Annotated in this window: 22 protein-coding genes; 7 read left to right on the top strand and 15 right to left on the bottom strand. The window is 70.8% G+C overall.

The annotated features are described in order from the left end of the window. Nucleotides 1-22: 22 nt before the first annotated feature. The 7 genes from ACRYCC_RS05335 to ACRYCC_RS05305 all read right to left on the bottom strand — a co-directional run bounded on the left by ACRYCC_RS05335 (nt 23) and on the right by ACRYCC_RS05305 (nt 6402). A complete protein-coding gene (locus tag ACRYCC_RS05335; RefSeq protein WP_433809302.1) occupies nt 23-1006 on the bottom strand; it encodes an alpha/beta hydrolase in 984 nt (327 codons plus the stop codon). A 112-nt stretch (nt 1007-1118) separates the two neighbouring features. Continuing rightward, nucleotides 1119-2204, bottom strand: coding sequence for a pyrroloquinoline quinone biosynthesis protein PqqE (gene pqqE, locus ACRYCC_RS05330; RefSeq protein ID WP_433809300.1), 1086 nt, complete (start codon nt 2202-2204; stop codon nt 1119-1121). Further along, on the bottom strand, nt 2201-2476 hold the full coding sequence (gene pqqD / locus ACRYCC_RS05325; RefSeq protein WP_433809298.1) for a pyrroloquinoline quinone biosynthesis peptide chaperone PqqD: 276 nt from the start codon (nt 2474-2476) through the stop codon (nt 2201-2203). The genes pqqE and pqqD overlap by 4 nt, the downstream gene beginning before the upstream one ends. Further along, nucleotides 2466-3164, bottom strand: a complete 699-nt coding sequence (pqqC, locus tag ACRYCC_RS05320) for a pyrroloquinoline-quinone synthase PqqC (RefSeq protein ID WP_433809296.1) — start codon at nt 3162-3164, stop codon at nt 2466-2468. The genes pqqD and pqqC overlap by 11 nt, the downstream gene beginning before the upstream one ends. Continuing rightward, nucleotides 3161-4042 carry a pyrroloquinoline quinone biosynthesis protein PqqB gene (gene pqqB, locus ACRYCC_RS05315; protein WP_433809294.1) on the bottom strand — a complete coding sequence of 294 codons (882 nt, stop codon included), beginning with the start codon at nt 4040-4042 and terminating at the stop codon, nt 3161-3163. The genes pqqC and pqqB overlap by 4 nt, the downstream gene beginning before the upstream one ends. A gap of 1 nt (nt 4043) precedes the next feature. Then, nucleotides 4044-4172: a hypothetical protein gene (locus ACRYCC_RS05310; protein WP_433809292.1), complete on the bottom strand. Its 129-nt coding sequence runs from the start codon at nt 4170-4172 to the stop codon at nt 4044-4046. A 70-nt stretch (nt 4173-4242) separates the two neighbouring features. Then, the gene (locus ACRYCC_RS05305) at nt 4243-6402 is read right to left on the bottom strand and encodes an outer membrane protein assembly factor BamB family protein (protein ID WP_433809290.1); all 2160 of its coding nucleotides are present in this window, start codon (nt 6400-6402) and stop codon (nt 4243-4245) included. A gap of 239 nt (nt 6403-6641) precedes the next feature. On the opposite strand from ACRYCC_RS05305, the gene ACRYCC_RS05300 reads away from it, so the two are divergent. Next, nucleotides 6642-7631, top strand: coding sequence for a ThuA domain-containing protein (locus tag ACRYCC_RS05300; protein ID WP_433809288.1), 990 nt, complete (start codon nt 6642-6644; stop codon nt 7629-7631). 137 nt (nt 7632-7768) lie between these two features. Here ACRYCC_RS05300 and ACRYCC_RS05295 read toward each other — a convergent pair whose 3' ends face one another. From ACRYCC_RS05295 to ACRYCC_RS05260, 8 genes are all read right to left on the bottom strand, one after another. Beyond that, nucleotides 7769-8530, bottom strand: a complete 762-nt coding sequence (locus tag ACRYCC_RS05295; RefSeq protein WP_433809286.1) for an ABC transporter ATP-binding protein — start codon at nt 8528-8530, stop codon at nt 7769-7771. Then, entirely contained in the window at nt 8527-10347 is a 1821-nt protein-coding gene (locus tag ACRYCC_RS05290) for a branched-chain amino acid ABC transporter ATP-binding protein/permease (RefSeq protein ID WP_433809284.1), read from the bottom strand. The genes ACRYCC_RS05295 and ACRYCC_RS05290 overlap by 4 nt, the downstream gene beginning before the upstream one ends. After that, nucleotides 10344-11213, bottom strand: a complete 870-nt coding sequence (locus ACRYCC_RS05285; RefSeq protein ID WP_433809282.1) for a branched-chain amino acid ABC transporter permease — start codon at nt 11211-11213, stop codon at nt 10344-10346. Before ACRYCC_RS05285 ends, ACRYCC_RS05290 begins: the two co-directional genes overlap by 4 nt. Nucleotides 11214-11371: 158 nt before the next feature. Further along, nucleotides 11372-12514: an ABC transporter substrate-binding protein gene (locus ACRYCC_RS05280; protein ID WP_433809280.1), complete on the bottom strand. Its 1143-nt coding sequence runs from the start codon at nt 12512-12514 to the stop codon at nt 11372-11374. A 30-nt stretch (nt 12515-12544) separates the two neighbouring features. Then, nucleotides 12545-12919 (bottom strand): cupin domain-containing protein, encoded by a 375-nt coding sequence (locus ACRYCC_RS05275; RefSeq protein ID WP_433809278.1) that lies wholly within the window; start codon nt 12917-12919, stop codon nt 12545-12547. Further along, on the bottom strand, nt 12916-14676 hold the full coding sequence (locus ACRYCC_RS05270) for a thiamine pyrophosphate-binding protein (protein ID WP_433809276.1): 1761 nt from the start codon (nt 14674-14676) through the stop codon (nt 12916-12918). The genes ACRYCC_RS05275 and ACRYCC_RS05270 overlap by 4 nt, the downstream gene beginning before the upstream one ends. Continuing rightward, complete coding sequence (locus ACRYCC_RS05265) at nt 14673-15662, bottom strand: zinc-dependent alcohol dehydrogenase (protein ID WP_433809274.1); 990 nt, start codon at nt 15660-15662, stop codon at nt 14673-14675. The genes ACRYCC_RS05270 and ACRYCC_RS05265 overlap by 4 nt, the downstream gene beginning before the upstream one ends. Continuing rightward, nucleotides 15659-17140, bottom strand: a complete 1482-nt coding sequence (locus ACRYCC_RS05260; protein WP_433809273.1) for an aldehyde dehydrogenase family protein — start codon at nt 17138-17140, stop codon at nt 15659-15661. The genes ACRYCC_RS05265 and ACRYCC_RS05260 overlap by 4 nt, the downstream gene beginning before the upstream one ends. Before the next feature lie 354 nt (nt 17141-17494). Between ACRYCC_RS05260 and ACRYCC_RS05255 the strand changes: the two genes are divergently transcribed. The 6 genes from ACRYCC_RS05255 (at nt 17495) to ACRYCC_RS05230 (ending at nt 23678) form a co-directional block, all read left to right on the top strand. After that, complete coding sequence (locus tag ACRYCC_RS05255; RefSeq protein ID WP_433809271.1) at nt 17495-18274, top strand: IclR family transcriptional regulator; 780 nt, start codon at nt 17495-17497, stop codon at nt 18272-18274. A 58-nt stretch (nt 18275-18332) separates the two neighbouring features. Next, on the top strand, nt 18333-19529 hold the full coding sequence (locus tag ACRYCC_RS05250; RefSeq protein WP_433809269.1) for a CaiB/BaiF CoA transferase family protein: 1197 nt from the start codon (nt 18333-18335) through the stop codon (nt 19527-19529). Further along, the gene (locus tag ACRYCC_RS05245) at nt 19526-20314 is read left to right on the top strand and encodes a citryl-CoA lyase (protein ID WP_433809267.1); all 789 of its coding nucleotides are present in this window, start codon (nt 19526-19528) and stop codon (nt 20312-20314) included. The genes ACRYCC_RS05250 and ACRYCC_RS05245 overlap by 4 nt, the downstream gene beginning before the upstream one ends. Before the next feature lie 87 nt (nt 20315-20401). Beyond that, a complete protein-coding gene (locus ACRYCC_RS05240; RefSeq protein ID WP_433809265.1) occupies nt 20402-21073 on the top strand; it encodes a TetR family transcriptional regulator in 672 nt (223 codons plus the stop codon). Between the two features lie 92 nt (nt 21074-21165). Further along, a complete protein-coding gene (locus ACRYCC_RS05235) occupies nt 21166-23019 on the top strand; it encodes a bifunctional sugar phosphate isomerase/epimerase/4-hydroxyphenylpyruvate dioxygenase family protein (RefSeq protein ID WP_433809263.1) in 1854 nt (617 codons plus the stop codon). A 302-nt stretch (nt 23020-23321) separates the two neighbouring features. Further along, nucleotides 23322-23678 (top strand): hypothetical protein, encoded by a 357-nt coding sequence (locus ACRYCC_RS05230; protein WP_433809261.1) that lies wholly within the window; start codon nt 23322-23324, stop codon nt 23676-23678. Nucleotides 23679-23698: the final 20 nt, after the last annotated feature.

Raw genomic sequence — 23698 nt, 5'->3', positions numbered from 1 at the left:
GTCCGGGTAGATCTCGGCGGTCCTAGGTGCCGAAGGCCTGCATCACGGACGGAAGGGCCCAGCGCAGGTCGCGTTGCCAGTAGGGCCAGCTGTGGGTGCCGGGGCCGTAGTCGCGGTAAACGTGCGCGATGCCCAGCCGGGTCAGCTTGTCGTGCAGGGCGCGGGACATCTGCTGGACGGCGGACTCCGTGACCACCGAGGAGTCCGGCAGCGGCCGGGTGTCGTAGGGCCCCGGCAGGCCGTTGCCAGTGTAGATGCCGAGGTTGAGCCCGGCGAGATCGCCGGCGTGCTCCCAGGGATCGTGGGCGCGCCAGATGTCGGCGTTGAGCAGCTTGAGCCCCCAGACCGCCGTGGGCACGTCGAGGGTGGCGAGCGGGGAGATGTCGACGACCGCGGTGACCGGCAGTTGCCGGGTGTCGACCGCGCCGGAGAAGCTCATGGCCGAGGAGAACAGCCCGGGGTGGCGGGCGGCGTAGCTCATCGCGCCGAACCCGCCCATCGACAGCCCGGCGACGGCCCTGCCCTGCGGCCCCGCGGCCGTCCGGAAGTTCGCCTCGACCCAGGGGATGAGCCGGCCGATGTGGAAGGTCTCCCATTCCGGCGTCCCGTACGCGCCGAGGTTGTACCAGTTGGAGTACCACCCGCCCGGCCCCGCGTCCGGCATGACCACCAGGAGCGGAAGACCGGCGGTGATCGCTTCGGCGTCCCCCTTGTCGGTCCAGGATCTGTAGTCGTCGGTTCCGCCGTGCAGCAGATAGAGCACGGGGTAGGTCCGCTGCGGATCGGCCGCGTACCCGGTCGGCTGCAGGATCCGGACACGCACGTCCTGGCCGAGCGCATCGGTCGCCATGGTCACCTCGAGCAGCCGGTCGTCCAGCCGGCTGGCCGCGACGACGTGAATGCCGGCGGCGTCGGTGAGGGCGGGGGCGGCGGCCCATGCCCGGACGCCGGTGACCAGCGAGAGCATGGTCACTGCGGAGATCAGCCATGCAACGGTGCGCCTCATGACGCCGCCCTCATAACTCGGCCCGCGATGACCGGGCCGCGATGCCCGAACGTGACGACGATTGTGCGCTCCGAGAAGGGCCCCGACCATCCCTCTCACGGCAAGAGGCTTCTCACCCGCGCCGGGGGCCGGGGCGACGGTAGCTGAACTCCACCTCCGCGGTGGGGGTCTGGCCGTCTATCGCCTCGCCGACGAGGTGGTGGTCAGGTGAGAGGGCGCAGGCGGGGTCGGTGCGTGCGGCGTCGCCGGTGAGGGCGTACGCCTGGCATCGGCATCCGCCGAAGTCGACCTCACGCTGCGGGCATTCGCGGCAGGGGCCGGTCATCCAATCGGTCCCCCGGTAGGCGTTGAAGAGGGCGGAGTCCCGCCAGATCCAGCCGAGCGACCGGTCCCGTACGTTCGGCGGCGCCGGGTCCGGCATGCCGTACGCGGCCGGGCACGGCAGGGCGGTGCCGTCCGGTCCGACCGTGATCGACCGGGCACCCCAGCCGCCCATGCAGGGCTTGGGCAGGCCCTGGTAGTAGTCGGGCATGACCCAGACCAGCTCCATCCGGCGGCCGAGCCGTTGCCGCCAGCCGGCGACGGTCTCCTCGGCCCGGGTGAGCTGCTCGCGAGCGGGCAGCAGCGCCGCGCGGTTGCGCAACGCCCAGCCGTAGAACTGCGTGTTGGCCAGTTCGACGCGGTCGGCGCCCCACCGCACGCCCAGCTCGATGATCTCGTCGAGCCGGTCGAGGTTGTGCCTGTGCAGCACGACGTTGAGGCCGAACGGCAGGCCGGAGGCCCGGATCACCGCGGCCGCCCGCTCCTTGGCGCGGTAGGAGGGCCGTCCGGCGATCCGGTCGGAGCCCGGCTGCCGGGAGTCCTGAACCGAGAGCTGGACGCTGTCCAGCCCGGCCTGGACGAGCGTCTCCAGCCGGTCGGCGCCGAGACCGAGCCCGCTGGTGACGAGCTGGGTGTAGATGCCGGCGCCCTTCGCGGCGGCGACGATCCGCGCCAGGTCGGGGCGGAGCAGCGGCTCGCCACCGGAGATGTGCGCCTGCACGACGCCGAGGTCGGCGGCCTCCGCCAGGACCCGCTCCCAGTCGGCCGTGGCGAGTTCGGCGCCGCGGCGGACGAGCTCGAGGGGGTTGGAGCAGTACGGGCAGTGCAGCGGGCAGGCGTGGGTGACCTCCGCGAGCAGCGCCCACGGGGCGTTCACAGCACCCAGCCTTCCGCCCGTACCCGGGCCAGGAATTCGGGTACGTCCTCGGCGACCGCGGCCCCGGGGAAGGCCTCGGCGAGTTCGGCGACGATCTGCTCGGCCGTACGCCTGCCGTCGCACAACCGCAGGATGCGTCCCGCCTCGCCGGACAGCCGGACCGCGCGCTCGGGCATCAGCAGCAGGTCGGTCTCGCGGATCCGGTCGTAGCGCAGCACGATGGAGCGGGCAAGGGCCGGCCGCCAGCCGGCGGGCACGGTCTCAGCGGGCATGGTCCACCGCGTCCAGCAGCGACCACAGGACGTCGCACTTGAAGGTGAACGCGGCCAGCACCCGCTCCTGGTCGGCCGGTGCGGCCGCCCACCGGTGCACCAGGCCGATGGCCTCGCGCGCGTCGTGGCGGCCCTGGTCCACCCGGCCCTGGAAGTACCGGAGCCCGGCCGGTTCGATCCACGGGTAGTGACGCTCCCAGGCGGCGATCCTGGCCACCATCAGGTCGGGTGCGAACAACTCGGTCAGTGAGGAGGCCACCGCTTCGAGCGGCGTCGCGTCGCGGCAGAAGGTGACGTAGGCGTTGACGGCGAACCGGACGCCGGGCAGCACCCCTTCGCCCGACAGCAGCAGCCCGCGGTCCAGCCCGACGGCCTCGCCGAGCCGCAGCCACCGTTCGATGCCGCCGTCCTCGCCGTCCGTGCCGTCGTGGTCGTGGATGCGACGGATCCAGCCGCGCCGCAGCTCGCGGTCGTCCAGCTTGGCGAGGATCAGGGCGTCCTTGATCGGGATGTGCCGCTGGTAGTGGAAGCGGTTCAGGACCCATCGCCGCAGCTCCTGCGGGGAGAGCAGCCCCTCGTGCATCCGGAGGTTGAAGGGGTGGCGGTGGTGGTACCGCTCGTCCGCGAGAACCCGGAGCCGGTCCTCGAGCCGGCCGGCCTGTGCCGTACCCGCCAGTGCTGTGCTCATAGGTCGATCACCGCTTTCTCCCGGGCCACCTCGATGCCCATCCCGGCCAGCGTGCGGTGCTGCGGGGCGTTCGGGTCGACCAGCGGGTTGGTGTTGTTGAGGTGGGTGTAGAACCGCCTCGCGGCGGGCGACGCGGCCAGCCGCTCGGCCGTCTCGGTGATGGGCAGGTGCCCCATCTCGCGGGCGGTGCGGTCGGAGATCCCGCTGCGCCGTGGCTCCTCGTCGTCCCAGAAGGTGCCGTCGGCGAACACGCAGTCGGCGTCTCGCAACGCGTCGTCGAGCTCGGCCGGCCAGCCCGCGAGGCACGGGGCGTAGACGACGGCCGTGCCCGCCGCCCGGTCGGTGATGCGAAGAGCCGTCACCCAGGGGCCGGAATGGTCGATGCCCGCCGCGTACCGGGGGCGCTTGTCCGACATCGCGATGCCGTGGACCTCGAGGTCACCGAGCCGGACCGGCCGGTCCTCGTGGAGTTCCCGCCAGTCCAGCCCCGCGTAGGCGGCGAGGACCCGGTCCAGCCGGAGACCGTCGGACAGCGCGCCGAGGACCGCCGGCGGTGCCAGGATCTGGAGGTTCCGTGCCTCCCGCAGCCGCAGCAGCCCCAGGGTGTGGTCGAGCTCCGCGTCGGTGAGGATCACCCCGGCCACCGGCGTCTCCCGGTGGCCGGGTCCCGGCCGCAGCTCCGGGCAGGACTCGATCTGCGCGGCGACGTCGGGGGTAGCGTTGATCACCAGCCATCGGCCGGGGCCGGTCTGGACGGCGAGGGAGGCGTGGGTGCGCTGCAGGTCCGGGCACGTACGGGCGGCGGCGCACCCCTGGCACGTGCAGTTCCACTGGGGTACGCCACCGCCCGCGGCGGTGCCCAGGACCCGCAGCCGCACGTCAGGACCTGGCGCCGTAGTACGCGGTGACCTCGAGGGAGGTCTCGACGACCTGGTAGTCGGGCCTGCTCCAGCAGGCGGTCACCTCGGCGGCCTGCTCGGGGGTGCCGTGACCGTGTTGTTCAGCCATCCTCATTCTCCTTCGTGGTTGCCGGGCGGACCGCCCGGCGATCTGTGGCCGCCAGGACGACGCGCGGTGGTCACTGGACGACGATCTTGCCGGTGCTCTGGGGGAACACCGGGTCGTTGTAGAAGTACTCACCGGCCTCGGTGAACGTGTGGGAGTAAGACGTGCCGGGAGCCAGCCGCCCGGTGTTGAACTCGTGCCCGAAGAACGAGGCGGCACCGTGGCTGTGGGTGTTGTCGGCGGGGTTGACGAACGTGACGGTGGCGCCGACGGGGACGGCCAGGTGCTGCGGTGACATGGCGGTCTGCGCCACGATGTTCTCGGTGGTGCCGGGCGTCTGGGTGGCGCTGTTCCACACGCGTCCCAGGGTGACGGTGGTCCCGCTGACGGGGGCGACCCGGATCTGGTTGCGCTTCGAGGGCGGTGCCGGCGCGGCGGCGGGTGGCACGGACCCCCCTAGCTTGAAGGCCCACAGGTGGTCGCCCTTGGGGATGTCGGGGTAGGGCAACCCGTTGCCGCCGGCGAACACCGCGATGTACTGCTCGCCGTCGATCTCGTACGAGACCGGGCTGGTGTGCACTCCCGCGCCGGTCTGCCAGCTCCACAGCCTGCGGCCGTCGGTGTCGTCCATCGCGACCAGGACCCCGTCCGGGCCGCCCTGGAACATGACGCGGCCACCGGTGGTCAGGATCCCGTTGCCATGGGCGAGGGACCAGTCGCCCTCCTTGCGCCAGACGGGTCTGTTGGTGTGCGGGTCCACGGCGACGATCCCACCGGAGAAGTACTCCCCGTACGGGCGGGCGGTGTTGACCCTGCCGCCGTTGGTGTTGGAGTACGAGGAGTTGATCAGCCCGTAGCCGATGTAGAGGTGACCGGTGTGCGGGCTGAACGAGATGTGCGACCAGTCCGCTCCGCCGCCCGCCCCCGGGAACAGGATCGTCGCGTCGTCCCAGAAGGGGGTGAAGATCTTCCCCGTCGGGTAGTACGGCACCGGCCGGGTGGTGTCGTGGAAGCTCGGGGCCTGGTGGACGAAGGGCGCACCGCCCGGGAACGGCTGCGTGGGCCAGGTCTTCTGCCGGGGCTCCTGCGGCACCGGGCGTTCCTCGATCCCGTGAACGGGCTCCCCGTTGACCCGGTCGAGGATGTAGAACATGCCGACCTTGCTGCCGTACACCACGACCTTGCGCTTACGGCGTCCGATCCGCAGATCGATCAGGACCGGCGCCATGACGTTGTCGAAGTCCCAGATGTCATGGTGCACCGACTGGAAGTGCCAGCGGCGCTCGCCGGTCTTGGCGTCGAGGGCGAGCAGGCAGTTGGCGAACAGGTTGGTGCCGCCGCGGGTGGAGCCGTTGGTCCGCGGATAGGGGTTGCCGAAGGTCCAGTAGACCAGGCCGAGGTCGGGGTCGACGGCCGGGTGCATCCAGGTCACCGCGCCGCCGGTCCGCCAGGACTCGCCCTCCCACGTGTCGTTGCCGTACATCCCGGGCCCGGGCGCGCCCCAGAATGTCCAGGCGACCTCGCCGGTCGCCGCCCGCAGGGCGTACGCGCGTCCCCGTGCGCCGATGGTGCTGCCCTGCATGCCGACGTAGATCATGCCGTCCCAGTGGACGATCGCGCCGGCCAGCGTGCCGATGCTGCCGCCGCACTGCCCGTTGGCCGGATCGCAGCCGCCGTTGTCGCCGGTGCCCTCCAGGTCGGTGAGCAGTTGCCGCTGCCAGACGACGGCGCCGGTCTCCTGGTCGAGTGCGTAGACGATGTTGGCGCCCGAGGTGGTGAAGACCTTGCCCTCGGCGACCGCGACGCCCCGCATGTTGGTCTGCCTGGTGCCGACGCCGGTCTTCCACTTGGTGACCCCGGTCCGCCCGTCGACGGCGAAGACGTTCTGCTGGGTGGTCTGCACGTAGAGCACGCCGTCCTGGGCGACGATCGTGCTCTGCTGGGCCGCACTCGTGCTGCCGCCCTCGAGGTTGACATGCCATGCCCCGCCGAGCCGCGAGACGTTGCGCCGGGTGATCTGCCGGAGGGCCGAGTGGTTCTGGTTGCCCAGGTCCCCGCCGACCTTGGGGTAGTCCTTGCCGGTGGGGCCGAGACCGCCGGGTTGACGTGGGATGACATGCGGCTCCGCGCCAGGCTGCGCGGCGGCGGGCGGGGTCAGCGGGCGGAGGGCCAGGGCGCCGCCGGCGGTGGCGGCACCGGTCAGGAACGTCCGGCGTTCCAAGGGATCGGTCATGTGTGGCTCCTAGAGCGCGGCTGCCGAATGCTGAACCACTTAGTGGATCAACTGAACCGTCTAACGGCCGCAACCGTAAGCCGAGATTTTGAAACCCGCAAGACCTGCACGCGAAATGCGCTGTTGATAAGGGAAGGGTCTTGCTGGTCAGAGAAACGCATGAGATCGTCATGAAGCTCATGATGGTTCAATTGGTCCACTAGGCGGACCAGCGTCCTGAGCCGGAAGGAAGCACGCAGATGAAGAGACCTTCCTCGACACTCATGACCGCGCTGGTGGCGAGTGTCAGCACCGCGATCACCGTCGTCGCGGCCACCTTCGCCACGGGCCTGACCGCCTCGGCGACCGGACCGCGGAACACGCGGCCGAACCAGGGTGCCCAGGAGCTCGGCGACCCGGACTACGGCGTGTGCCGTGGCACCAGCGCGCGCTGCTACCACGACTGGGGCAACTTCGACCCGTCCAAGGGCTACAAGGTCCTGCTCTACACCCGCACCGCCGGACCACGCCACGCCGACCTCGGCCCCGCCCTCGGCACCGGCCTGAACCCCGCGCTGAGCCCCGCGAACGTGGTGCAGAACGCGATCGTGGGGCTCGGGCGGGACAACGGCTTCGGCGTCGACTGGACCGAGGACGTCGCCCAGCTGGCCAGCCCGTCGCAGCTGTTCAGGTACAACGCCGTGATCTTCTTCAGCACCTCCCGCGACAACCTCGACCTGCCCGCGCAGACCTCGCTGCGCCAGTACATGCGTGGCGGCGGCGGCTTCGTGGGCATCCACAACGCCTTCGGCACCGGGTACAACTGGCCGTTCTACGAGGGTCTGCTCGGCGGCGCCAACTACTACGACCACGGCCCGGTGCAGGCCGGCACCGTCCGCACGATCGACCGTCGTGACGCGTCCACCAAGGAGCTGCCCGCCACCTGGAGCTTCACCGACGAGTGGTACAACCTGGTGCCGTTCCCGACCAACGTGCGCTTCCTGGCCACGGTGGACGAGAGCTCGCTGGCTCAGGGCGCCAGGGGCTCCATGGGGCACCCGGGGCACGGCGACTTCCACCCGGTCGCGTGGTGCCAGTACTACGACGGCGGCCGGTCCTGGGTGACCACGCTGGGCCATGACGCCAAGGACTTCACCGACGACGCGACCTTCCCCGGAGCCACGCGGTTCCAGCAGCTGATCGTCGGCGGCATCGAGTCGGCCATGGGCAAGGAGCCCTTCTGCCGCTGAGCCCGCCGGCCGGTGGCGTCTCCCCGGGTGCTCTGGTGAGCACCCGGGGAGAGCGTCCCGGCTCATCGGCGAATCCACCGGATCAGGGCGAGCCCGGGGGGCCTGGCAGCAGGACGGCGCCGTCAGCGACCGCGCTCTCACAGCCCCAGGTAGATGCGGCGCACCCGGACGTCCCGGCGCAGCGTCTCGGAGCTGCCGACGATCGCGACCTCGCCGTTCTCCATGACGAGGCACTCGCTGGTGGCCTCGAAGGTCAGCTTGGCGTTCTGCTCGACGAGCAGCATGCTCAGGCCCTCCTCCCGGAGCCGCTGCAGGACCTGGAGGATCTCGTCCACGAGCTTGGGCGACAGCCCCATGGACGGCTCATCGAGCAGCAGCAGCCGGGGCCGCGCCATCAACGCCCGGCCGATGGCCAGCATCTGCTGCTGCCCGCCGGACAGCGCGCCCGCCATCCGGGCGTGCATCTCGCCGAGCACCGGGAACAGCTCGTACACCTCGGCCAGGCCCTGGCGGGTCTCGGCCTTCCATGGCCGGGCGTAGGCGCCGAGCAGCAGGTTCTTCTCCACCGACAGGCCGGAGAAGACGTGCCTGCCCTCGGGGACGTAACCGATGCCACGCCGTACCATGTCGCGGGCCCTGACCTTGGTGAGGTCATGGTCGCCGTAGCGGATCCGGCCCGAGCTGCGGGGCACCAGGCCCATCAGGGCCCGCAGCGTCGAGGTCTTCCCCGCGCCGTTGGCGCCGATGACGCCGACCGACTGGCCCGGGGCGACGGTGAAGCTGATCGACTTGACCGCGCAGACCCCTCCGTAGTGCACCGACAGTCCCTCGACCTCCAGCTCGGCTCCCTGTGCCGCCGCCGGGTCCTGCTCACTGGTCGTCGTGCTGGTGCCGCTCATCCGGTGACCTCCGTGCCGCTCGAGAGGGGAAGGGACAGCGGGGCGTCCGACATCGCCTCGTCACCCAGATAGGCCTCGATGACCGCGGGTGTGGCCACCACCTCGGCCGGGCCGCCCTCGGCGATGATCACACCGCTGGCCAGTACGGTCACCCGTTCGCACAGGGACATGACCAGGCCCATGTTGTGCTCGATGAGCACCACCGTGACGCCGCTGCCGCGGATCGACCGGACGATCTCGGCGAGCTGGCCGACCTCCTCGCCGTTGAGACCGGCGGCCGGCTCGTCCAGCAGCAGCAGCCGGGGGGAGCCCGCCATCGCCCGGGCGATCTCGATGCGGCGCTGGATCCCGTAGGGCAGCGAACCGGGCAGCGCCCCGGCGAACTCGGCGAGGCCGAACCGCAGCAGCAGCTCGTCGGCGTGGCGCTTCAGCGCCTGGTCCTGCCGCCAGACGCCGACCTGCCAGATCGCGTAGCGCCAGATCGCCCGTGTCCGGCTGCGGTCGAGCGCGACCAGCAGGTTCTCCCGGACGGTGAGGTTGCCGAACAGCCGGAGGTTCTGGAAGGTCCGGGCGACCCCGAGCTGGGAGAGGCGGTACGGCCGGGAGCCGGAGACCACCCGGCCGTCCAGGACCACCTGCCCGCCGGTCGCCCGGTACAGGCCGCTGACCACGTTGAACAGCGTGGTCTTGCCCGACCCGTTGGGCCCGACGATCCCGCGGATCTCCCCGGCGGCGACCGTGAGCGACACCCCGTCGAGCGCCTTGACACCGCGGAAGTGCTTGCTGATCTCCTTGATCTCCAGGAGGGGCTCCGGGTCATCGGCGGCGGCGACCGGTTCGTACGGCAGGAACGGCCGCAGCACGGCACGCTCGGTGCCGGTCCCGCGCCGCCGCCGCACCATCTCGCGCACCCGGGCGGGGATGCCCGCCAGGCCCGTCGGGGCGAAGACCACCATGAGCACGACGACCACGCCGTAGCCGAGCTGCGCGGAGGTGGAGAAGTCGGAGAGCCACTCGCGGATCAGGGACAGGCCCAGGGCGCCGACGACGCAGCCCACCAGGCTCTGCCGCCCGCCGATGATGACCATGGCGAGCAGGAGGAACATGTTGGCGACGCTGAAGGTGTCCGGTGCCACGTACCGGATCAGGCCCACGTACAGGATCCCGGCCATCCCGCCGTACAGGCTCGCGCACAGGAAGGCGGTCATCCGCAGCATCGGGATCTCCGCGCCGACGGCTCCCGCGGCGAGGGGGTCGTCGCGCATCGCCCGCAGCCGGCGGCCCAGTGGCGTGCGCACCACGAACAGGCCGAAGGCCAGCGAGACGGCGAAGACCACCACCTCCAGGTAGTAGTAGAGGTACTCGCTCGACAGGTCGACGCCGAACAGCGGCGGCACGGGGATCGCGGAGATGCCGTCCGCTCCCCCGGCCACGGAGGCGTTGGTGATCCAGTTGATGAACGCGAGCGCCAGCCCGAGCGTGACGATGCCCAGGTAGTGGGACTGCACGCGCAGTGCGGGCAGGCCGACGATCAGCCCCGCGAGGGCCGCGGCCAGCATCGCCAGGACGGCCGCGGTCCAGAAGCCCATCCCGGCCTGCGTGGTGAGGATCGCGGTCGCGTAGGAGCCCACGCCGAAGAAGGCGACCTGGGCGAGGTTGATCTGGCCGCCGATGCCCATGGCCAGGCCGAGGCCGATCGCCAGCAGGGCGAAGACGATCGAGACGTCCACCACGTGAATGGCGTAGACCCCGAGCTGGTACGGCAGGAGATAGGCGGCCAGCACCAGCAGGGCCAGCCCGCCGAGGCGGTACTTCATGCGCGGTTCACCGTCCTCTCGCCGAAGATGCCGGTCGGCCGGACCATGATGATCACGGTGAACACCACGAAGGTGACCAGGTCCGAGTAGCCCTGGAAGTGACCCGCGGCGAACGAGTCGAGGATGCCGATCCCGGCGCCCCCGATGATCGCGCCGGGGATGCTGCCGAAACCGCCCAGGATCGCCCCGGCGAAGCCCTTGATGCCCAGCGAACCGCCCATCGTCGGGTTCACGTACAGCAGTGGCCCGGCCAGGCCCCCGGCCAGCGCCGCCAGGCCGGCGCCGATGGCGAACGCGATCGCGTTGCTGCGGCCGACGTGGATGCCGACGGCGGTGGCCGCCTCGTGGTCCATCGCGACCGCCTGCATGGCGGCGCCCCGCTTGGTGCGCTGCAGGAACAGCACCAGCAGCAGCATGGCCGCCGCGGTGACCGCCAGCACGACCAGGTCATAGGTCCGGATGCGCACCCCGAACGCGTCCAGCGGGGCGGCCGGCACCGGATTGGCGACGGCTCGCCCGGTCGCGCCCCAGATCATGACGGCCAGCGCCTCCAGGACGATGCCGAACCCGATGGTGCCGATCAGCATCAGGTCGAAGTCCTTGTTCTCCAGCGGACGCAGCACCCGCTCGATGACGACGCCGACCAGGCCGGTGACCACGATCGCCACCGCCATCGCCAGCGCGAACGGGAGCTTGACCGACAGGTAGAACGTGGAGGCCACGTAGGCGCCGATCATCACCACGTTCCCGTGCGCGAAGTTGACCAGGCCCATGGTCCGGTAGACGAGCGAGAACCCCATCGCGACCAGGGCGTAGATGGCGCCGAGGCTGAGCCCGCCGACCAGGGTTTGGAGGAAGACCTGCATTGTTCTCCTTGCGTTCCACGAGTTGCGTTCCACGATGCCGACGCCCTCGCGTGCCCCGCGCCGCGTGGCGGAGCGGTCGACTCACAGCGGCCCGTTCCGGCTCACCGGACGGAGGTGATCCGATGAGCCGGAACGGGTCCATGGGCGGGAACCGGAGATCACCCTGCGGCGACGAGCTTCCCGTTCTTGATGGTCCCGATGGAGGTGGCGAAGATGCCCACCCCCGTCTTGTCGAAGGCGAAGTCGCCGAGCAGCCCCTTGTACCTGGTGGCCCGGATGGCGTCGGCGAGCTTCTGTCCCGTCGCCACACCCGAGCTCTTCAGGGCGGTCAGCACGATGTTGGTGCCGTCGTAGGCCTTCGCGCCGTGCAGTTCCGGGGCCTCGCCGTAGGCGGCCTGGTACGCGGCGGCGAACTTCTTCGCGGCGTCGCTCACGTCGTTGCTCAGGTAGGGCGTGCTGACGATGGTCCCCTCGACGTTGGCCGCACCGGCGGTGCTGGCGAACACCGGTGTGCCCTGCGGGGCCGCTCCGGCGAAGGGCGCCTTGATGCCCAGGTCACGGGCCTGCTTGACGATGAGGCCGGCCTCGACTTCCTCGGAGCCGACGAAGATCAGCTTGGGGTTCTTCTGCCGGATCCCGGTCAGGGCCGCGCTGAAGTCCTTCTGATCCGTCGTGACGACCTGGTCGGCCACCGGCTTCACGCCCCGGCTGGACAGCGACTTCAGGAAGGCGTCGCGCTCACCCTTGCCGTACGAGCCGTTGTTGGTGATCATCGCGATGCTCTTGATGCCCTGCTTGTCCACGACGTACTTGGCGAGCGTCTCGTCGTAGGTGGTGCTGGTCGGTCCGTTGAGGAACAGGAAGGGGCTGCCGAGAGCGGGCATGGCGGGTGACTGCCCCGAGGTGATGTTGGGAATCTGTGCCTGCCGCAGGGTCGGTGCCATGGCCAGCGTGACGGCGCTCTCCGCGGTGCCGATCATCGCCACGTACTTCTCGCCGCTGATCTTACGGGCGAGGTTGGTGCCGACCGTGGGGTCGCCCTGGTCGTCGAAGACGTCCAGCTGGATCTTCCGGCCGTTGATGCCCCCGGCCTTGTTCCACTCGCCCACGGCGAGCTTGGCGCCCTTGGACTCCCAGGCGCCCAGCGAGCTCAGCTGCCCGCTCTGTGCGTCGATGACAGCGATCTTGATCGGGCCGGTGCCGCCGGAGTCCGCCTTGCTGGACGAGCCCGGCGTACCGCAGGCGGAAACGGCAAGGGCCACGGCCAGCAGGCCGGCCGCGGGTGCGGAGAATCTGGACATGAGGGTCACCTCGGGGTGGTGGGGAGTGGGTTAGGTACGCGGAATCGAGCCGTGCGGGCCGTAGATGAAGACCAGCCACAGCGGTTCGCGCCCGGTGTTGACGTGCTGGTGCTTGACGCTCTTGGGGATGAACATGAAGGTGTGCGCGGCGAAGGGAGTGCGGCTGCCGTCCTCGGCCACCACCTCCCCGCTCCCCCGGACGATGAAGTTGATCTCTTCGGACTCGGGGTGGTCGTGCAGTGAGCTGGCCTCGCCCGGTTCGAAGATCGTCAGACCGCCGGTGAGGAACTCACTCGTGCGCAGGTGCTCGTCGACCACCTTGAAGACCTTGCGGCGGTGACCGCTGTCGTCGAGACCGAGCCAGGTGGGTGCGGCCTCGGTGAACGGGTCGATGACATGGATCATGAGATCCCCTCCTCGGGGAAGGCACCCTGGTAGATGTCCTTGATGTTCCAGTGCCCGGGTGTGGGCACCGGCTCATTGACCATCGGCACGTCCAGGACCGCCGGTCGGCGACGCTGGACGGCTGCGTTCAGTGCCGAACGGAGATCGGCGGGGGCGGAGATCCGGTAGCCGTCGGCGCCGCAGGCCTCACCGAACCCGGCGAAGTCCGGGCTGTAGGGCAGGCCGTCCGGATCGCGGAACTCGCATCCGTAGCTGGCACCGAAGTTGGCCGCCTGCAGATCCGCGATGGTGCCGTGGGCCCGGTTGTTCATCACCACGAAGATCACCGGGAGCCCCTGCTCGACGGCCATGGGCACCGCCGGCAGTTGCGCGCTCATGCCGCCGTCGCCGATGAGGGCGACCACGACGCGGTCCCGCTGGGCGATCTGCACGCCGACCGCGGCGGCCGGACCGAACCCCATGGTGGAGGCTCCGCCGGGAGTGATGAACCGGCCCTCCGCGGGCAGTTCGTAGCACTGCGCGACGCCGTTCTTGTTCCAGCCGACATCGGTGACCAGCACCGCGTCCGCGGGCAGCGCGTCGCGCAGGTCGCGCAGGATCCGCTCCGGGCGCAGCGGGAAGTCCTCGCTGCGGCCCCGTTCCCGGGAGTCGGCGAAGAGCCCGGTACGGACGGCGCGGATCCGGTCGCGAAGCTCGGGCCGGTCACCCGGTGGCAGGACCGCCGCGGCCCCGGCGATGGCCCGGACCGCGTACGTCACGTCGGCCACCGCTCCGATCTCCACTGGGTAGTTGCGCCCGATCTCGGCCTCGTCGATGTCGATCTGGATCAGCCCGCCGGAGGAGAAGTCCCAGGTGTAGGCCGGATCCCACGAGCTGGCGTCGGTCTCCGCGAAACGGGTCGCCAGGGCCAGCACGACGTCGGCGTCGCGGGCGTAGTCGTTGGTGGTCCGCAGGCCCCAGAAGCCGGGCATGCCCAGCAGCAGCGGATGGTCGTCGGGGACCACGCCCTTGCTCATGAGGGAGTGCACGATCGGGATGTCCAGGTGCTCGGCCAGCGACAGCAGCGCTTCCCGGCCCGGCTCCGAGCGCAGGCCGCCGCCGAGGTAGATCAGCGGCCGCTCGGCCCGGGCCAGGCGGTCGGCGATGCGCTCGGCGACCGGGCGGGGCAGGTCGGGCGCGGCGGTCTCCAGCGGCAGCGGCCGGCCGGTCTCCGCCACCTGCCGGGAGAACAGGTCCATCGGAACGTTGACCAGCACGGCACCGGGCCGGCCGGAGGTCGCGGTCCAGAAGGCGCGCTCGGTGAAACGGGTCAGGTCCTCGGCTCGGTGCACGTGCCAGGCCCGTTTGACGAAGGGCCGGTAGATGGCGGTCTGGTCCGCGTCGGCGTGGAGGTTGACCTCCTGGTGGGGGTGGCGGCCCCGGTAATAGGACGGGATGTCGCCGGAGATCGCGATGAGCGGCACCGAGTCCAGCGCCGCGGTGGCCACGCCGGTCACCGCGTTCATCATGCCCGGCCCGACGTGGAGCAGGACGACCCCGGGCCTGCCGCTGGCGCGCGCGTACCCGTCGGCCGCGTGTGCCGCCGCCTGCTCGTGCCGGCCGATGACGAAGTGGATGCCGCTGCGGCCCAGCGCGTCCAGCAGCGCGATGTTGGTGTGGCCACAGGTGCCGAAGACGTACTCCACGCCATAGGACTCGAGCTGGTGAACGAGCGCCTGCGCGGCGGACACCGTCCTGGTCTGGGCTTCCACGGTCATCGGGGGTTCTCCTCGGATGGGGATACGGTGATCCACGACTTGCCCGCGATGTCCGCGGCCTCGGCGAACGCGCGGGGCGCCTCGGCGAGCCCGAAGCGCGCCGCGAGCACCCGGCCGGGCCGCAGCCCGTTCTCGCCCAGGGCGGCGAGGGTGCGGGCGAAACCGCCGGGGTGGTCGTAGATGAGGCAGCCGCGCACGGTGAGGCGGTGCTGGACGAGGGTGAAGGTGGAGAGGCGCGCGGGGCGGATGCTCTGGCCCACCGCCACCAGCGTTCCGCCGGGGGCCGTGCGCCCGAGTGCCGCCTCGAACGCCTCGGGTACGCCCGAGGTCTCGATGACCACCGGGAAGGCACTGTGATCGTCGGCGAGCGCCCCGAGTTCGAGCGCGAGCTTCATCCGGCCGGCGTGCGGCTCCGTCACGGAGGCGACGCCGCCCGCGTGCTGGACGGCCAGGCACACCAGCAGGCCCTGGGCCCCGGCACCCACCACCAGGCAGCGATCGCCGGGCGCGACCCCGCCGATGCGCACGGCGTTGAGGGCCACGGTGAGCGGTTCGACGCACACCACGTCCCGCACCGGGCAGTCCTCCGGCACCGGCCAGGCGAAGCGGGCCGGGACCGCCACGCGCTCGGCCAGCATGCCCGGTTCGGAGATGCCGACGATGCGGCGGTCGCGGCAGCCCGCGGTCGCGCCGGAGACGCACGGTTCGCACACCAGGCAGGGGTAGTTGGGCTCGATGACGACGCGCTGGCCGACCCGGCGGTCACGCACGCCGGAGCCGACGGCACAGATCACGCCGAACGCCTCGTGGCCCAGCACCCAGGGCATCCGCGGAACCGCCCGCAGTCCGGAGACGACCGACAGATCCGAGCCGCACAGGCCGACGCCCTCCACGGCCACGATGACCTGCCCGGGCAGGCACCGGGGCTCCGGCCAGTCGTCGACGACCGCGACCTCGCCCGGAGCGACGAGAGTGACGGCCCTCACGCGTTCTCTCCCCAGACGGACATCCCCCGCAGCAGGAGCGTCTTGACGACCGTGTAGTCCTCGATCATGCAGCGCGGCGACTCCCGGCCGAAGCCGGAGTCCTTGACGCCGCCGAACGGCACGTGGTCCAGCCGGAAGTTGGACGAGCCGTTGACGATCAGCCCGCCGACCTCCAGCTCCCGCCAGGCCGTGATGACGCGGCCCAGGTCACGCGTGAACAGGCCGGCCTGCAGCCCGAAGCGGCTCGTGTTGCAGGCCTCGATCACCTGGGCGAAGTCGTCGTAGGGCAGGACCGCCACCAGCGCCCCGAAGACCTCCTGCGTGACCAGGGTCGCCTCCGGTGAGGGGTCGGCCACGATGGTCGGGGCGACGGTCGAGCCCGCCCGCTTGCCGCCGAGCACCACCCGGGCCCCGTCGGCGGCGGCCTCCTCCACCCAGCGGACCACCCGGTCGGCCGCCTCCTCGTCGACCATGGAGCCGACGTCGGTCGCCGGGTCCAGCGGATCTCCGACCCGCAGTGCCGCCACGGCCTGGGTGAAGCGGTCCAGGAACTCCTCGAAGCCGGCCCGGTGCACGTAGACCCGCTGGACCGAGATGCAGCTCTGCCCGGAGTTGCTGTAACCGGTCCGCGCGCAGACCCGCGCGGCCTCGTCGAGGTCGGCGTCGTCGCAGACGATGGTGGCGGCGTTTCCGCCGAGCTCCAGGACCAGGCGCTTGGCGCCCGCCGCCCGCGCGACGGCCGCGCCGGTGGCCGCGCTGCCGGTGAAGCTGATCACGCTGACCTCGTCCGCCGCGCACAGTGCGGCGCCGACCTCGCCACCGCCGTGCAGCAGTTGCACGGCCTCGGGAGGGGCGCCCGCCTCCAGCAGCAGCGCCACGATCGCCGCCGACGTCGCCGGGGCCTGCGGTGGCGCCTTGACGATGGTGGTGTTGCCCGCCGCGAACGAGGCCCCCAGCTTGTGGGCCAGCAGGTTGGCGGGCGCGTTGAACGGTGTGATCGCCAGGGCCACGCCGGCGGGCGCCCGGTAGGTGAGCGCGGTGTTGCCGACTCCGCGCGCCCACCCGGCCACCGGGAGGTTCTCCCCGCCGATCTGGCGGGCCTCCGCCGCGCACACCGTGAAGGTGTCCGCGACCCGGTCGATCTCGCCGCGGCCGTCCTTGACGGGCTTGCCCAGTTCGAGGGCGAGCAGCCGGGCCAGTTCGTCGCGGTTCCGTGCGGCCAGGGCCGCGGCCCGCTCCAGTACGGCGGCGCGCGCGGCAGGTGCGAGCGCCGCCACCACCTTGGCGTGGCTCCGCGCGTGGCCGAGGACCGCGGCGATGTCCGACGGCCGCGCCTGCGGTGCCCGGCTGACCACCCGGCGTGCGTACGGTCCGATCCGCTCGCTCTGCGGACCCTCCTCGGCCCACCCGCCGCCGATCAGTGCCGGCGCCTGGACCACACTGACCTGGGTACCGGCCGTGAGGATGGTGTCCAGCATCAAGCCCTCCTTGGACCGTGTGATGGTCTACTAGGACCACTCAGCGGACTTCGAGTAAGATATGAGCCATCTCTTGACCCTGGCAATAGCCGCCGCGAGGAAAGTTGCGACACCCGGCCCCCTTCTCCGCCGTGACCGTTGACGCGGGCCACCGCGGTTGATCACTGGGCGCAATGTACGAACCAGTGAGTTAGTTATAGTGACTCGGCTCACACAAGGGAAGAGGGAGGGCGAACTTTTCCCGCACCGACACTCAGACCGCTTGATGGTCTTGCTAGACCACTGTGCGGACTGCGTGTAATCTACGGACGGTTCCAGGGAATCGGACGCCGCAGATCGGGGAGACCGGAGACATTGAGCGCCACAAGCAACGACGGAGCCGAGTCACAGGGAGTGCGGAGCGTCCAGCGGGCGCTCGACATCCTCTCGCTCCTCACCGAGGAGCAGCCGTCGGTGTCCATCCGGGACATCGTCGAGGCGACCGGCCTGGCCAAGACCACGGTGATCCGGCTCGTGCAGACCCTGGAACAGAACGGCCTGCTGTGGGCCGCCCCCAACGGCTACCTCGCCGGCCCGGGGCTGTGGCGGTGGGCGCACCTGGCCCGCAGCAGCTGGGAGCTGCCGCCGGAGACCCAGAAGCTGATGCGCGACCTGGGCGCCCGGCAACGCGAGACGGTGAACCTCTACATGCTGCGCGACATCTACCGGGTGTGCGTGGCCCAGCAGGAGAGCCCGCAACCGCTACGGCACGTGGTGCACGTGGGCGACGAGCTCCCGCTCTGGGCCGGCGCCTCCTCCAAGGTGCTGCTGCGGGAGGCCCCCGACAGCCTGCTGGCCCGCATCGCCCGGGGCTCTCCCTACGGGGAGGGCCACGTCAAGCGGCTGCGTGAATGGATCGACGAGACCGCCTACCAGGGCTGGGCGGTCAGTCACGGCGAACGGGAGGACGGGCTCTCCGCGGTCGCCGTCCCGGTGCTCGGACGGTCCGGCGCGGTGGTGGCCGCGCTCTCGCTCAGCGGGCCCACGGTCCGTTTCGGGGACGACCGGGTCGACCAGTTCGTCGCCGACCTCAGACAGGTCGCCCAGCAGATGTCCGAGCGGGGCTTCGACCACCCGCTGAGTCCCTCGATCTGACCCCATCTCTCATCATCGCGGCGCCCGGTGTACCAGGGGCCGCGGAAGGAGCAGGCGAATGCGGGAGCGACCGCTCAGTGGTGTTCGAGTGCTCGACCTGACCAATGTGCTCGCCGGGCCCTACTGCAGCTACCAGCTGATGCTGCTCGGCGCTGAGATCGTCAAGGTCGAGGTGCCGGGCCAGGGTGATCTGGCGCGGCGCCTCGGTCCGGACCCCGAGCTCAACCGGGCCGGCCTGGGCACCTCGTTCCTCGCCCAGAACGCGGGCAAGAAGTCGGTCGAACTCGACCTCAAGGACCCCGCCGACCGGTCGACGTTCGAGGACCTCGTCCGTGGGGCCGACGTGCTGCTGGAGAACTTCCGGGCCGGCGTCATGTCGCGCCTCGGCTTCGGCTGGCCCCGCCTGCGGGAGCTCAACCCCCGGCTGGTCTACTGCGCCATCTCCGGGTTCGGCCAGACCGGCCCGATGAGCCAGGCACCCGCGTACGACCAGATCATTCAGGGTCTGTCCGGGATGATGAGCATCACCGGTACTCCCGAGACCGCACCCCTGCGCGTCGGCTTCCCCGTCTGCGACACCGTCGGCGGGCTGGTGGCGGCGCTGAACATCTCCGCGGCCCTGGCCGGGCGGGAGCGGACCGGCGAGGGCTGCTTCCTGGACGTGTCGATGCTGGAGGCCGCCGTCTCCGCGATGGGCTGGCCCATCTCCAACTACCTGGTCAGCGGTGTCGCCCCGGAGCCGATGGGGGACCAGAACGCCACGGCCGCGCCGTCGGGGACGTTCGACACCGCCGACGGACCGCTCAACATCGCGGCCAACCAGCAGCGGCAGTTCGAGACGCTCTGCGCGCTGCTCGACCGGCACGACCTCGTCGGCGACCCGCGCTTCGCCCAGCGCGAGGACCGCAGACTCCACCGGGAGGAGCTCAACGACGAGCTCAACGCCGCACTGCGCGGCCGGACCGCGCAGGAGTGGGAGCGGCTCCTCAACGCCGCGGGCGTGCCCGCGGCCAGGATCGTCACGGTGCCGCAGGCGGTGCGGCTGGACCAGCTGGCGCACCGCGGATTCTTCACCGATCTTCCGTTCCCGGACGGCTCCGGCCGGAGCCTGCGCGTCGTCGGCAGCGGCGTGCTGCACGACGACGAGGCACTGAGCGCACTGGAACCACCGCCACGGCTGGGCCAGCACAATGACCTGCGGGAGGAGCTCGCGGCCCGCTGGAACGCTCCCACGACAGAGGTGACCGCGCCATGACCGACGTCGACCCGACCGGTGAGGTCGCCGCCTGGTGGGGAACCGCCATCTCCCGCATGGAACCCGGAATCATCGAGCTGCGCGGCCGGCCCGTACAGGAGTTCATCGGCACCACCAGCCTCACCTCCATGGTCTGGCTGATGCTGCGCGGCGACCTGCCGAGTCCCGGCCAGGCCGCCCTGCTGGAGGCCGCGCTCGTCGCGGGCGTCGACCACGGGCCGCAGGCCCCGTCGATCGCCATCGCCAGGATGGCGGCCACCTGCGGCGTGGGGCTCAACAACGCGGTCGCGACCGGCGTCAACGTCCTCGGCGACGCGCACGGCGGCGCCGGGCAGCAATGCATCGAACTGCTCACCGACATCCTCGAGCTCGAGGCGGCCGGTACCGAGCTGGAGACGGCCGTGACAGAGGTGATCGCGGCGTGGCCGCGCTATCTGCCGGGCTTCGGCCACCGGTTCCACCCGGTCGATCCGCGCCGGGATCCGCTGCTGTCGCTGGTGGACCAGGCGGTACGGGACGGAATCGTCGCAGGTGACCACCTCCGCGCGGGGCGGGCGGTCGAATCCGCGCTCGGCCGGGGCCGGAGCAGGCCGGTCCCCATGAACATCGACGGCTCCACCGCGATCATCTATGCCGAGCTCGGCTTCCCCGCGCCGCTGGCGCGCGGCCTGTTCGTCCTCAGCCGGAGCATCGGAATCCTGGCCCACGCCTGGGAGGAGACCCAGCAGGGCCGGCGCAACAAAGGTCCCATTCCCCGGTCCGTCCTCCCCGCCTACCTCGGTTGACGGGGAGCGGCGTCAGGCGAGGAGCCGGCCCGCGACCGGCGACTAGACTGGGCGGCGATCTGGACTCTCCTCTCCTTCAGGAGCCGCATGCCCTCCTCGCAGCCCGCCACCACGGCGAACGGCGAGCGCCAGCGCGACGCCGAGCGCACCCGGGCGGAGATCATCGAGGTCGCCACCAAGGAATTCGCCCGGCAGGGGTACGACGGAGCCAGGGTCGACGAGATCGCCGCCCTCACTCGCACGACCAAGCGGATGATCTACTACTACTTCGGCGGCAAGGAGCAGCTCTACATCGCGGTGCTGGAGAAGGCCTACACCGAGGTACGCGCCGCGGAGGCCGCCATCGACGTGGCGCACCTGGCACCGATCGAGGCCGTACGCACGCTCGCCGAGCTGACCTTCGATCACCACGACGCTCATCCGGACTTCATCCGCCTGGTGGGCATCGAGAACATCCACCGCGCCGAGCACCTCCGCAAGTCGGACGTGCTCGCCAATCTCGCCGCCCCGATCAGCGTGCTCATCTCGCAGATCCTCGCCGCGGGCCGTGCCAGCGGCGACTTCGTCACTCCCGCCGACGCCATCGACCTGCACATGATGATCAGCGCCTTCTGCTTCTTCCGGGTGGCCAACCAGCACACGTTCGGCACGCTCTTCGAGCGCGACCTCACCGCCCCGGAGCACCGCGAGCGGCACCGGAAGATGATCGGGGAAATGGTCGTCGCCTATCTGACCGGCGCCGGCCGCATACCCGGCTAGAAACCCCGGCCCACCTCGCCGGAGACCCTTCCGCTTGTAATGTACGAACTAGTGTGTTAATTATGCGGGCACGTCCGGCTGCGGAGGATCACATGCGGAAATCCCTTGCCACGGTCTGCCTCAGCGGTTCGCTGACCGAAAAGCTCTCGGCCGCCGCCGCGACCGGATTCGACGGCGTGGAGATCTTCGAGAACGACCTGATCAGCTGCGCGTCCTCCCCCGCCGACGTCCGGCACCGGGCGGCCGACCTCGGCCTCACCATCGACCTCTACCAGCCGTTCCGGGACCTGGAGGCCGTCCCGGAGGAGATCTTCACCCACGGTCTCCGGCGAGCCGAGCACAAGTTCCGCGTCATGGCCGGGCTCGGCGCCACCCGGCTCCTCGTGTGCTCGAACGTCTCCCCCGCGGCGATCGACGACGACATGCTGGCGGCCGACCAGTTGCGGCGCCTCGCCGAGCGGGCCGCCGAGCACGGCATCGACATCGCCTATGAGGCGCTGGCCTGGGGCCGGCACGTCGACGACTACCGGCACGCCTGGGAGATCGTCGCGGCGGCCGACCACCCCGGTCTCGGCGTCTGCCTGGACAGCTTCCACATCCTGTCCCGTGGCAGCGACCCGGCCGGCATCAGGGACATCCCCGCCGAGAAGCTCTTCTTCCTCCAGCTGGCCGACGCACCCCAGATGAGCATGGACGTCCTGCAATGGAGCAGGCACTATCGCTGCTTCCCCGGCCAGGGCACCTTCGACCTGACCGGCTTCCTGGAGCACGTGCTCGCGGCCGGATACCGCGGGCCGCTCTCGCTGGAGGTGTTCAACGACGTCTTCCGGCAGGCCGACGCGGAACGCACCGCGGTGGACGCCATGCGCTCACTGATCGCGCTGGAGGACTCCCTCGGCGAACGCCTCCCCGCCGTCGAGCTGGCGGCGCTGCCCACGCCCGAGAAGCTGTCGGGGTTCGCCTTCGTCGAAGTCGCCGTGGACCCCCTGTCGGAGCCGGCCGCCGAGAACCTCCTGCTCGGCATGGGCTTCGCGCACACGGGACGGCACCGCACCAAGCCCGTGCAACTGTGGCAACAGGGCGAGGCCAGTGTCCTGCTCAACCGCGCCCACCCGGCGGACGGCAGGTGGCAGCGCGGCGACGCGGCGCTGTCCGCCCTCGCGGTGGAGACCGGCTCCCCCGGCCGGTCCGCCGCACGCGCCGACGCGCTCCTCGCCGTCCCGATCCCACGCCGCACCGGGCGCCACGAGGCCGACCTGCCCGCCATCACGGCGCCCGACGGGACCTCGCTGTTCTTCTGCCGGACCGACACCGCCCACGGGACCGGCTGGCTCGGCGACTTCGCGCCGATCGCCCCCCGGGAGCGCCCCGAGGGGGCCGGCATCACCGGCATCGACCATGTCGCGCTGTCGCAGCCGGCGAACCACTTCGACGAGGCCGCGCTGTTCTACCAGTCCGTGCTCGGTCTGCGACCGCGGACCAACGAGGAGATCGCCGACCCCTACGGCCTGGTCCGCAGCCGCGCCATCGCCGACACCGGCGGCCACGTCCGGCTCGTCATCAACATGCCGCTGCTCGGCGGTGGCCCGCTGCCTGAGACCTCCCGGTTCCAGCACATCGCGTTGCACTGCACGGACATCTTCGCCGCCGCGGAACGCCTGCGAGCCGGCCGGGTGCCGTCGCTGCCGATTCCGGCCAACTACTACGACGATCTCGCCGCCCGCACCGATCTGGAGAGCTCACTCATCGCGACCATGCGCGAATACGGAGTGCTGTACGACCGAAGCGATGCCGGCGAGTTCTTCCACTTCTACACCGCCATGCTCAGCAGGCACCTCTTCTTCGAGATCGTGCAGCGCGTCAAGGACTACGACGGCTATGGCGCGCCCAACACCGCGGTACGGATGGCGGCCCAGCACCGCCACACCACGATGTCCGGTGCGTGACTCAACACCCGAGCGACATACCTCCCAGACCGGGATCGACCGCCATACCCTCGGGTCGAAAGGCGCGTGTCGCCGAGCTTCGCTCCGCCACCCGGAGACGCCGGGACTGACGCCCCCGCTCCGGGCGGCACCGGGGGCTCGCCGCAGGCGCCTGTCATGGACAAAGAGCGGGTAATCATCTGCCCAGTCGGGCGCGGGAGTCGAAAACGAGCCCGGTCTCGGGGTAGGAAAGCGACGGCGCTGATGTCAGACGCACGGAGGGCACTCCACCGGCCACCCTGAAAGGACAGGTGTGCACCCAAATGATCCGTCAGGGAGTCACCGGTGCCGCCGTCCACGCGCGAAGGCTGACGCTGATCACGCTCGTCATGGCCTCCGGAGCCCTCCTGGCGGCACCGGCGAGCGCGAGGCCGGGCGGCTCAGGCCCCCATGGGACCGGTTTCCCCGACGATGGCCAGCACAATTCCGGGTCCATCAGCATGCACGGTGGAAACGGCCGGGCCAACCGTAACTTCCGGCAGGTGCTCAGCCATTCGACCAACAGTGGCCGGCAGCAGATACAGAACGCCAACATCAGCGGAAGGACGAACACCCAGCTCGGCTTCTGCAGGAAGAAGAACTGCGTCTGCCGAATCCGGCAGCGGCTACAGAGCCACTGACGAACGACCGGCCGCGTTCT

The organism is Actinomadura scrupuli (genome assembly GCF_050971785.1).
GTDB lineage: Bacteria > Actinomycetota > Actinomycetes > Streptosporangiales > Streptosporangiaceae > Actinomadura_E > Actinomadura_E scrupuli.
The sequence above is the reverse complement of the archived record's forward strand: the minus strand, read 5'-3'. Positions and strand labels throughout refer to the sequence as shown.

What these genes read in the sequence shown, in the direction of transcription:
- ACRYCC_RS05335 (WP_433809302.1), bottom strand. Translation starts at nt 1,006, where the DNA reads ATGAGGCGCACCGTTGCATGGCTGATCTCCGCAGTGACCATGCTCTCG.
- pqqD (WP_433809298.1), bottom strand. Translation starts at nt 2,476, where the DNA reads ATGCCCGCTGAGACCGTGCCCGCCGGCTGGCGGCCGGCCCTTGCCCGC.
- pqqC (WP_433809296.1), bottom strand. Translation starts at nt 3,164, where the DNA reads ATGAGCACAGCACTGGCGGGTACGGCACAGGCCGGCCGGCTCGAGGAC.
- ACRYCC_RS05310 (WP_433809292.1), bottom strand. Translation starts at nt 4,172, where the DNA reads ATGGCTGAACAACACGGTCACGGCACCCCCGAGCAGGCCGCCGAGGTG.
- ACRYCC_RS05305 (WP_433809290.1), bottom strand. Translation starts at nt 6,402, where the DNA reads ATGACCGATCCCTTGGAACGCCGGACGTTCCTGACCGGTGCCGCCACC.
- ACRYCC_RS05300 (WP_433809288.1), top strand. Translation starts at nt 6,642, where the DNA reads ATGAAGAGACCTTCCTCGACACTCATGACCGCGCTGGTGGCGAGTGTC.
- ACRYCC_RS05295 (WP_433809286.1), bottom strand. Translation starts at nt 8,530, where the DNA reads ATGAGCGGCACCAGCACGACGACCAGTGAGCAGGACCCGGCGGCGGCA.
- ACRYCC_RS05290 (WP_433809284.1), bottom strand. Translation starts at nt 10,347, where the DNA reads ATGAAGTACCGCCTCGGCGGGCTGGCCCTGCTGGTGCTGGCCGCCTAT.
- ACRYCC_RS05285 (WP_433809282.1), bottom strand. Translation starts at nt 11,213, where the DNA reads ATGCAGGTCTTCCTCCAAACCCTGGTCGGCGGGCTCAGCCTCGGCGCC.
- ACRYCC_RS05280 (WP_433809280.1), bottom strand. Translation starts at nt 12,514, where the DNA reads ATGTCCAGATTCTCCGCACCCGCGGCCGGCCTGCTGGCCGTGGCCCTT.
- ACRYCC_RS05275 (WP_433809278.1), bottom strand. Translation starts at nt 12,919, where the DNA reads ATGATCCATGTCATCGACCCGTTCACCGAGGCCGCACCCACCTGGCTC.
- ACRYCC_RS05270 (WP_433809276.1), bottom strand. Translation starts at nt 14,676, where the DNA reads ATGACCGTGGAAGCCCAGACCAGGACGGTGTCCGCCGCGCAGGCGCTC.
- ACRYCC_RS05260 (WP_433809273.1), bottom strand. Translation starts at nt 17,140, where the DNA reads ATGCTGGACACCATCCTCACGGCCGGTACCCAGGTCAGTGTGGTCCAG.
- ACRYCC_RS05250 (WP_433809269.1), top strand. Translation starts at nt 18,333, where the DNA reads ATGCGGGAGCGACCGCTCAGTGGTGTTCGAGTGCTCGACCTGACCAAT.
- ACRYCC_RS05245 (WP_433809267.1), top strand. Translation starts at nt 19,526, where the DNA reads ATGACCGACGTCGACCCGACCGGTGAGGTCGCCGCCTGGTGGGGAACC.
- ACRYCC_RS05240 (WP_433809265.1), top strand. Translation starts at nt 20,402, where the DNA reads ATGCCCTCCTCGCAGCCCGCCACCACGGCGAACGGCGAGCGCCAGCGC.
- ACRYCC_RS05235 (WP_433809263.1), top strand. Translation starts at nt 21,166, where the DNA reads ATGCGGAAATCCCTTGCCACGGTCTGCCTCAGCGGTTCGCTGACCGAA.
- ACRYCC_RS05230 (WP_433809261.1), top strand. Translation starts at nt 23,322, where the DNA reads ATGATCCGTCAGGGAGTCACCGGTGCCGCCGTCCACGCGCGAAGGCTG.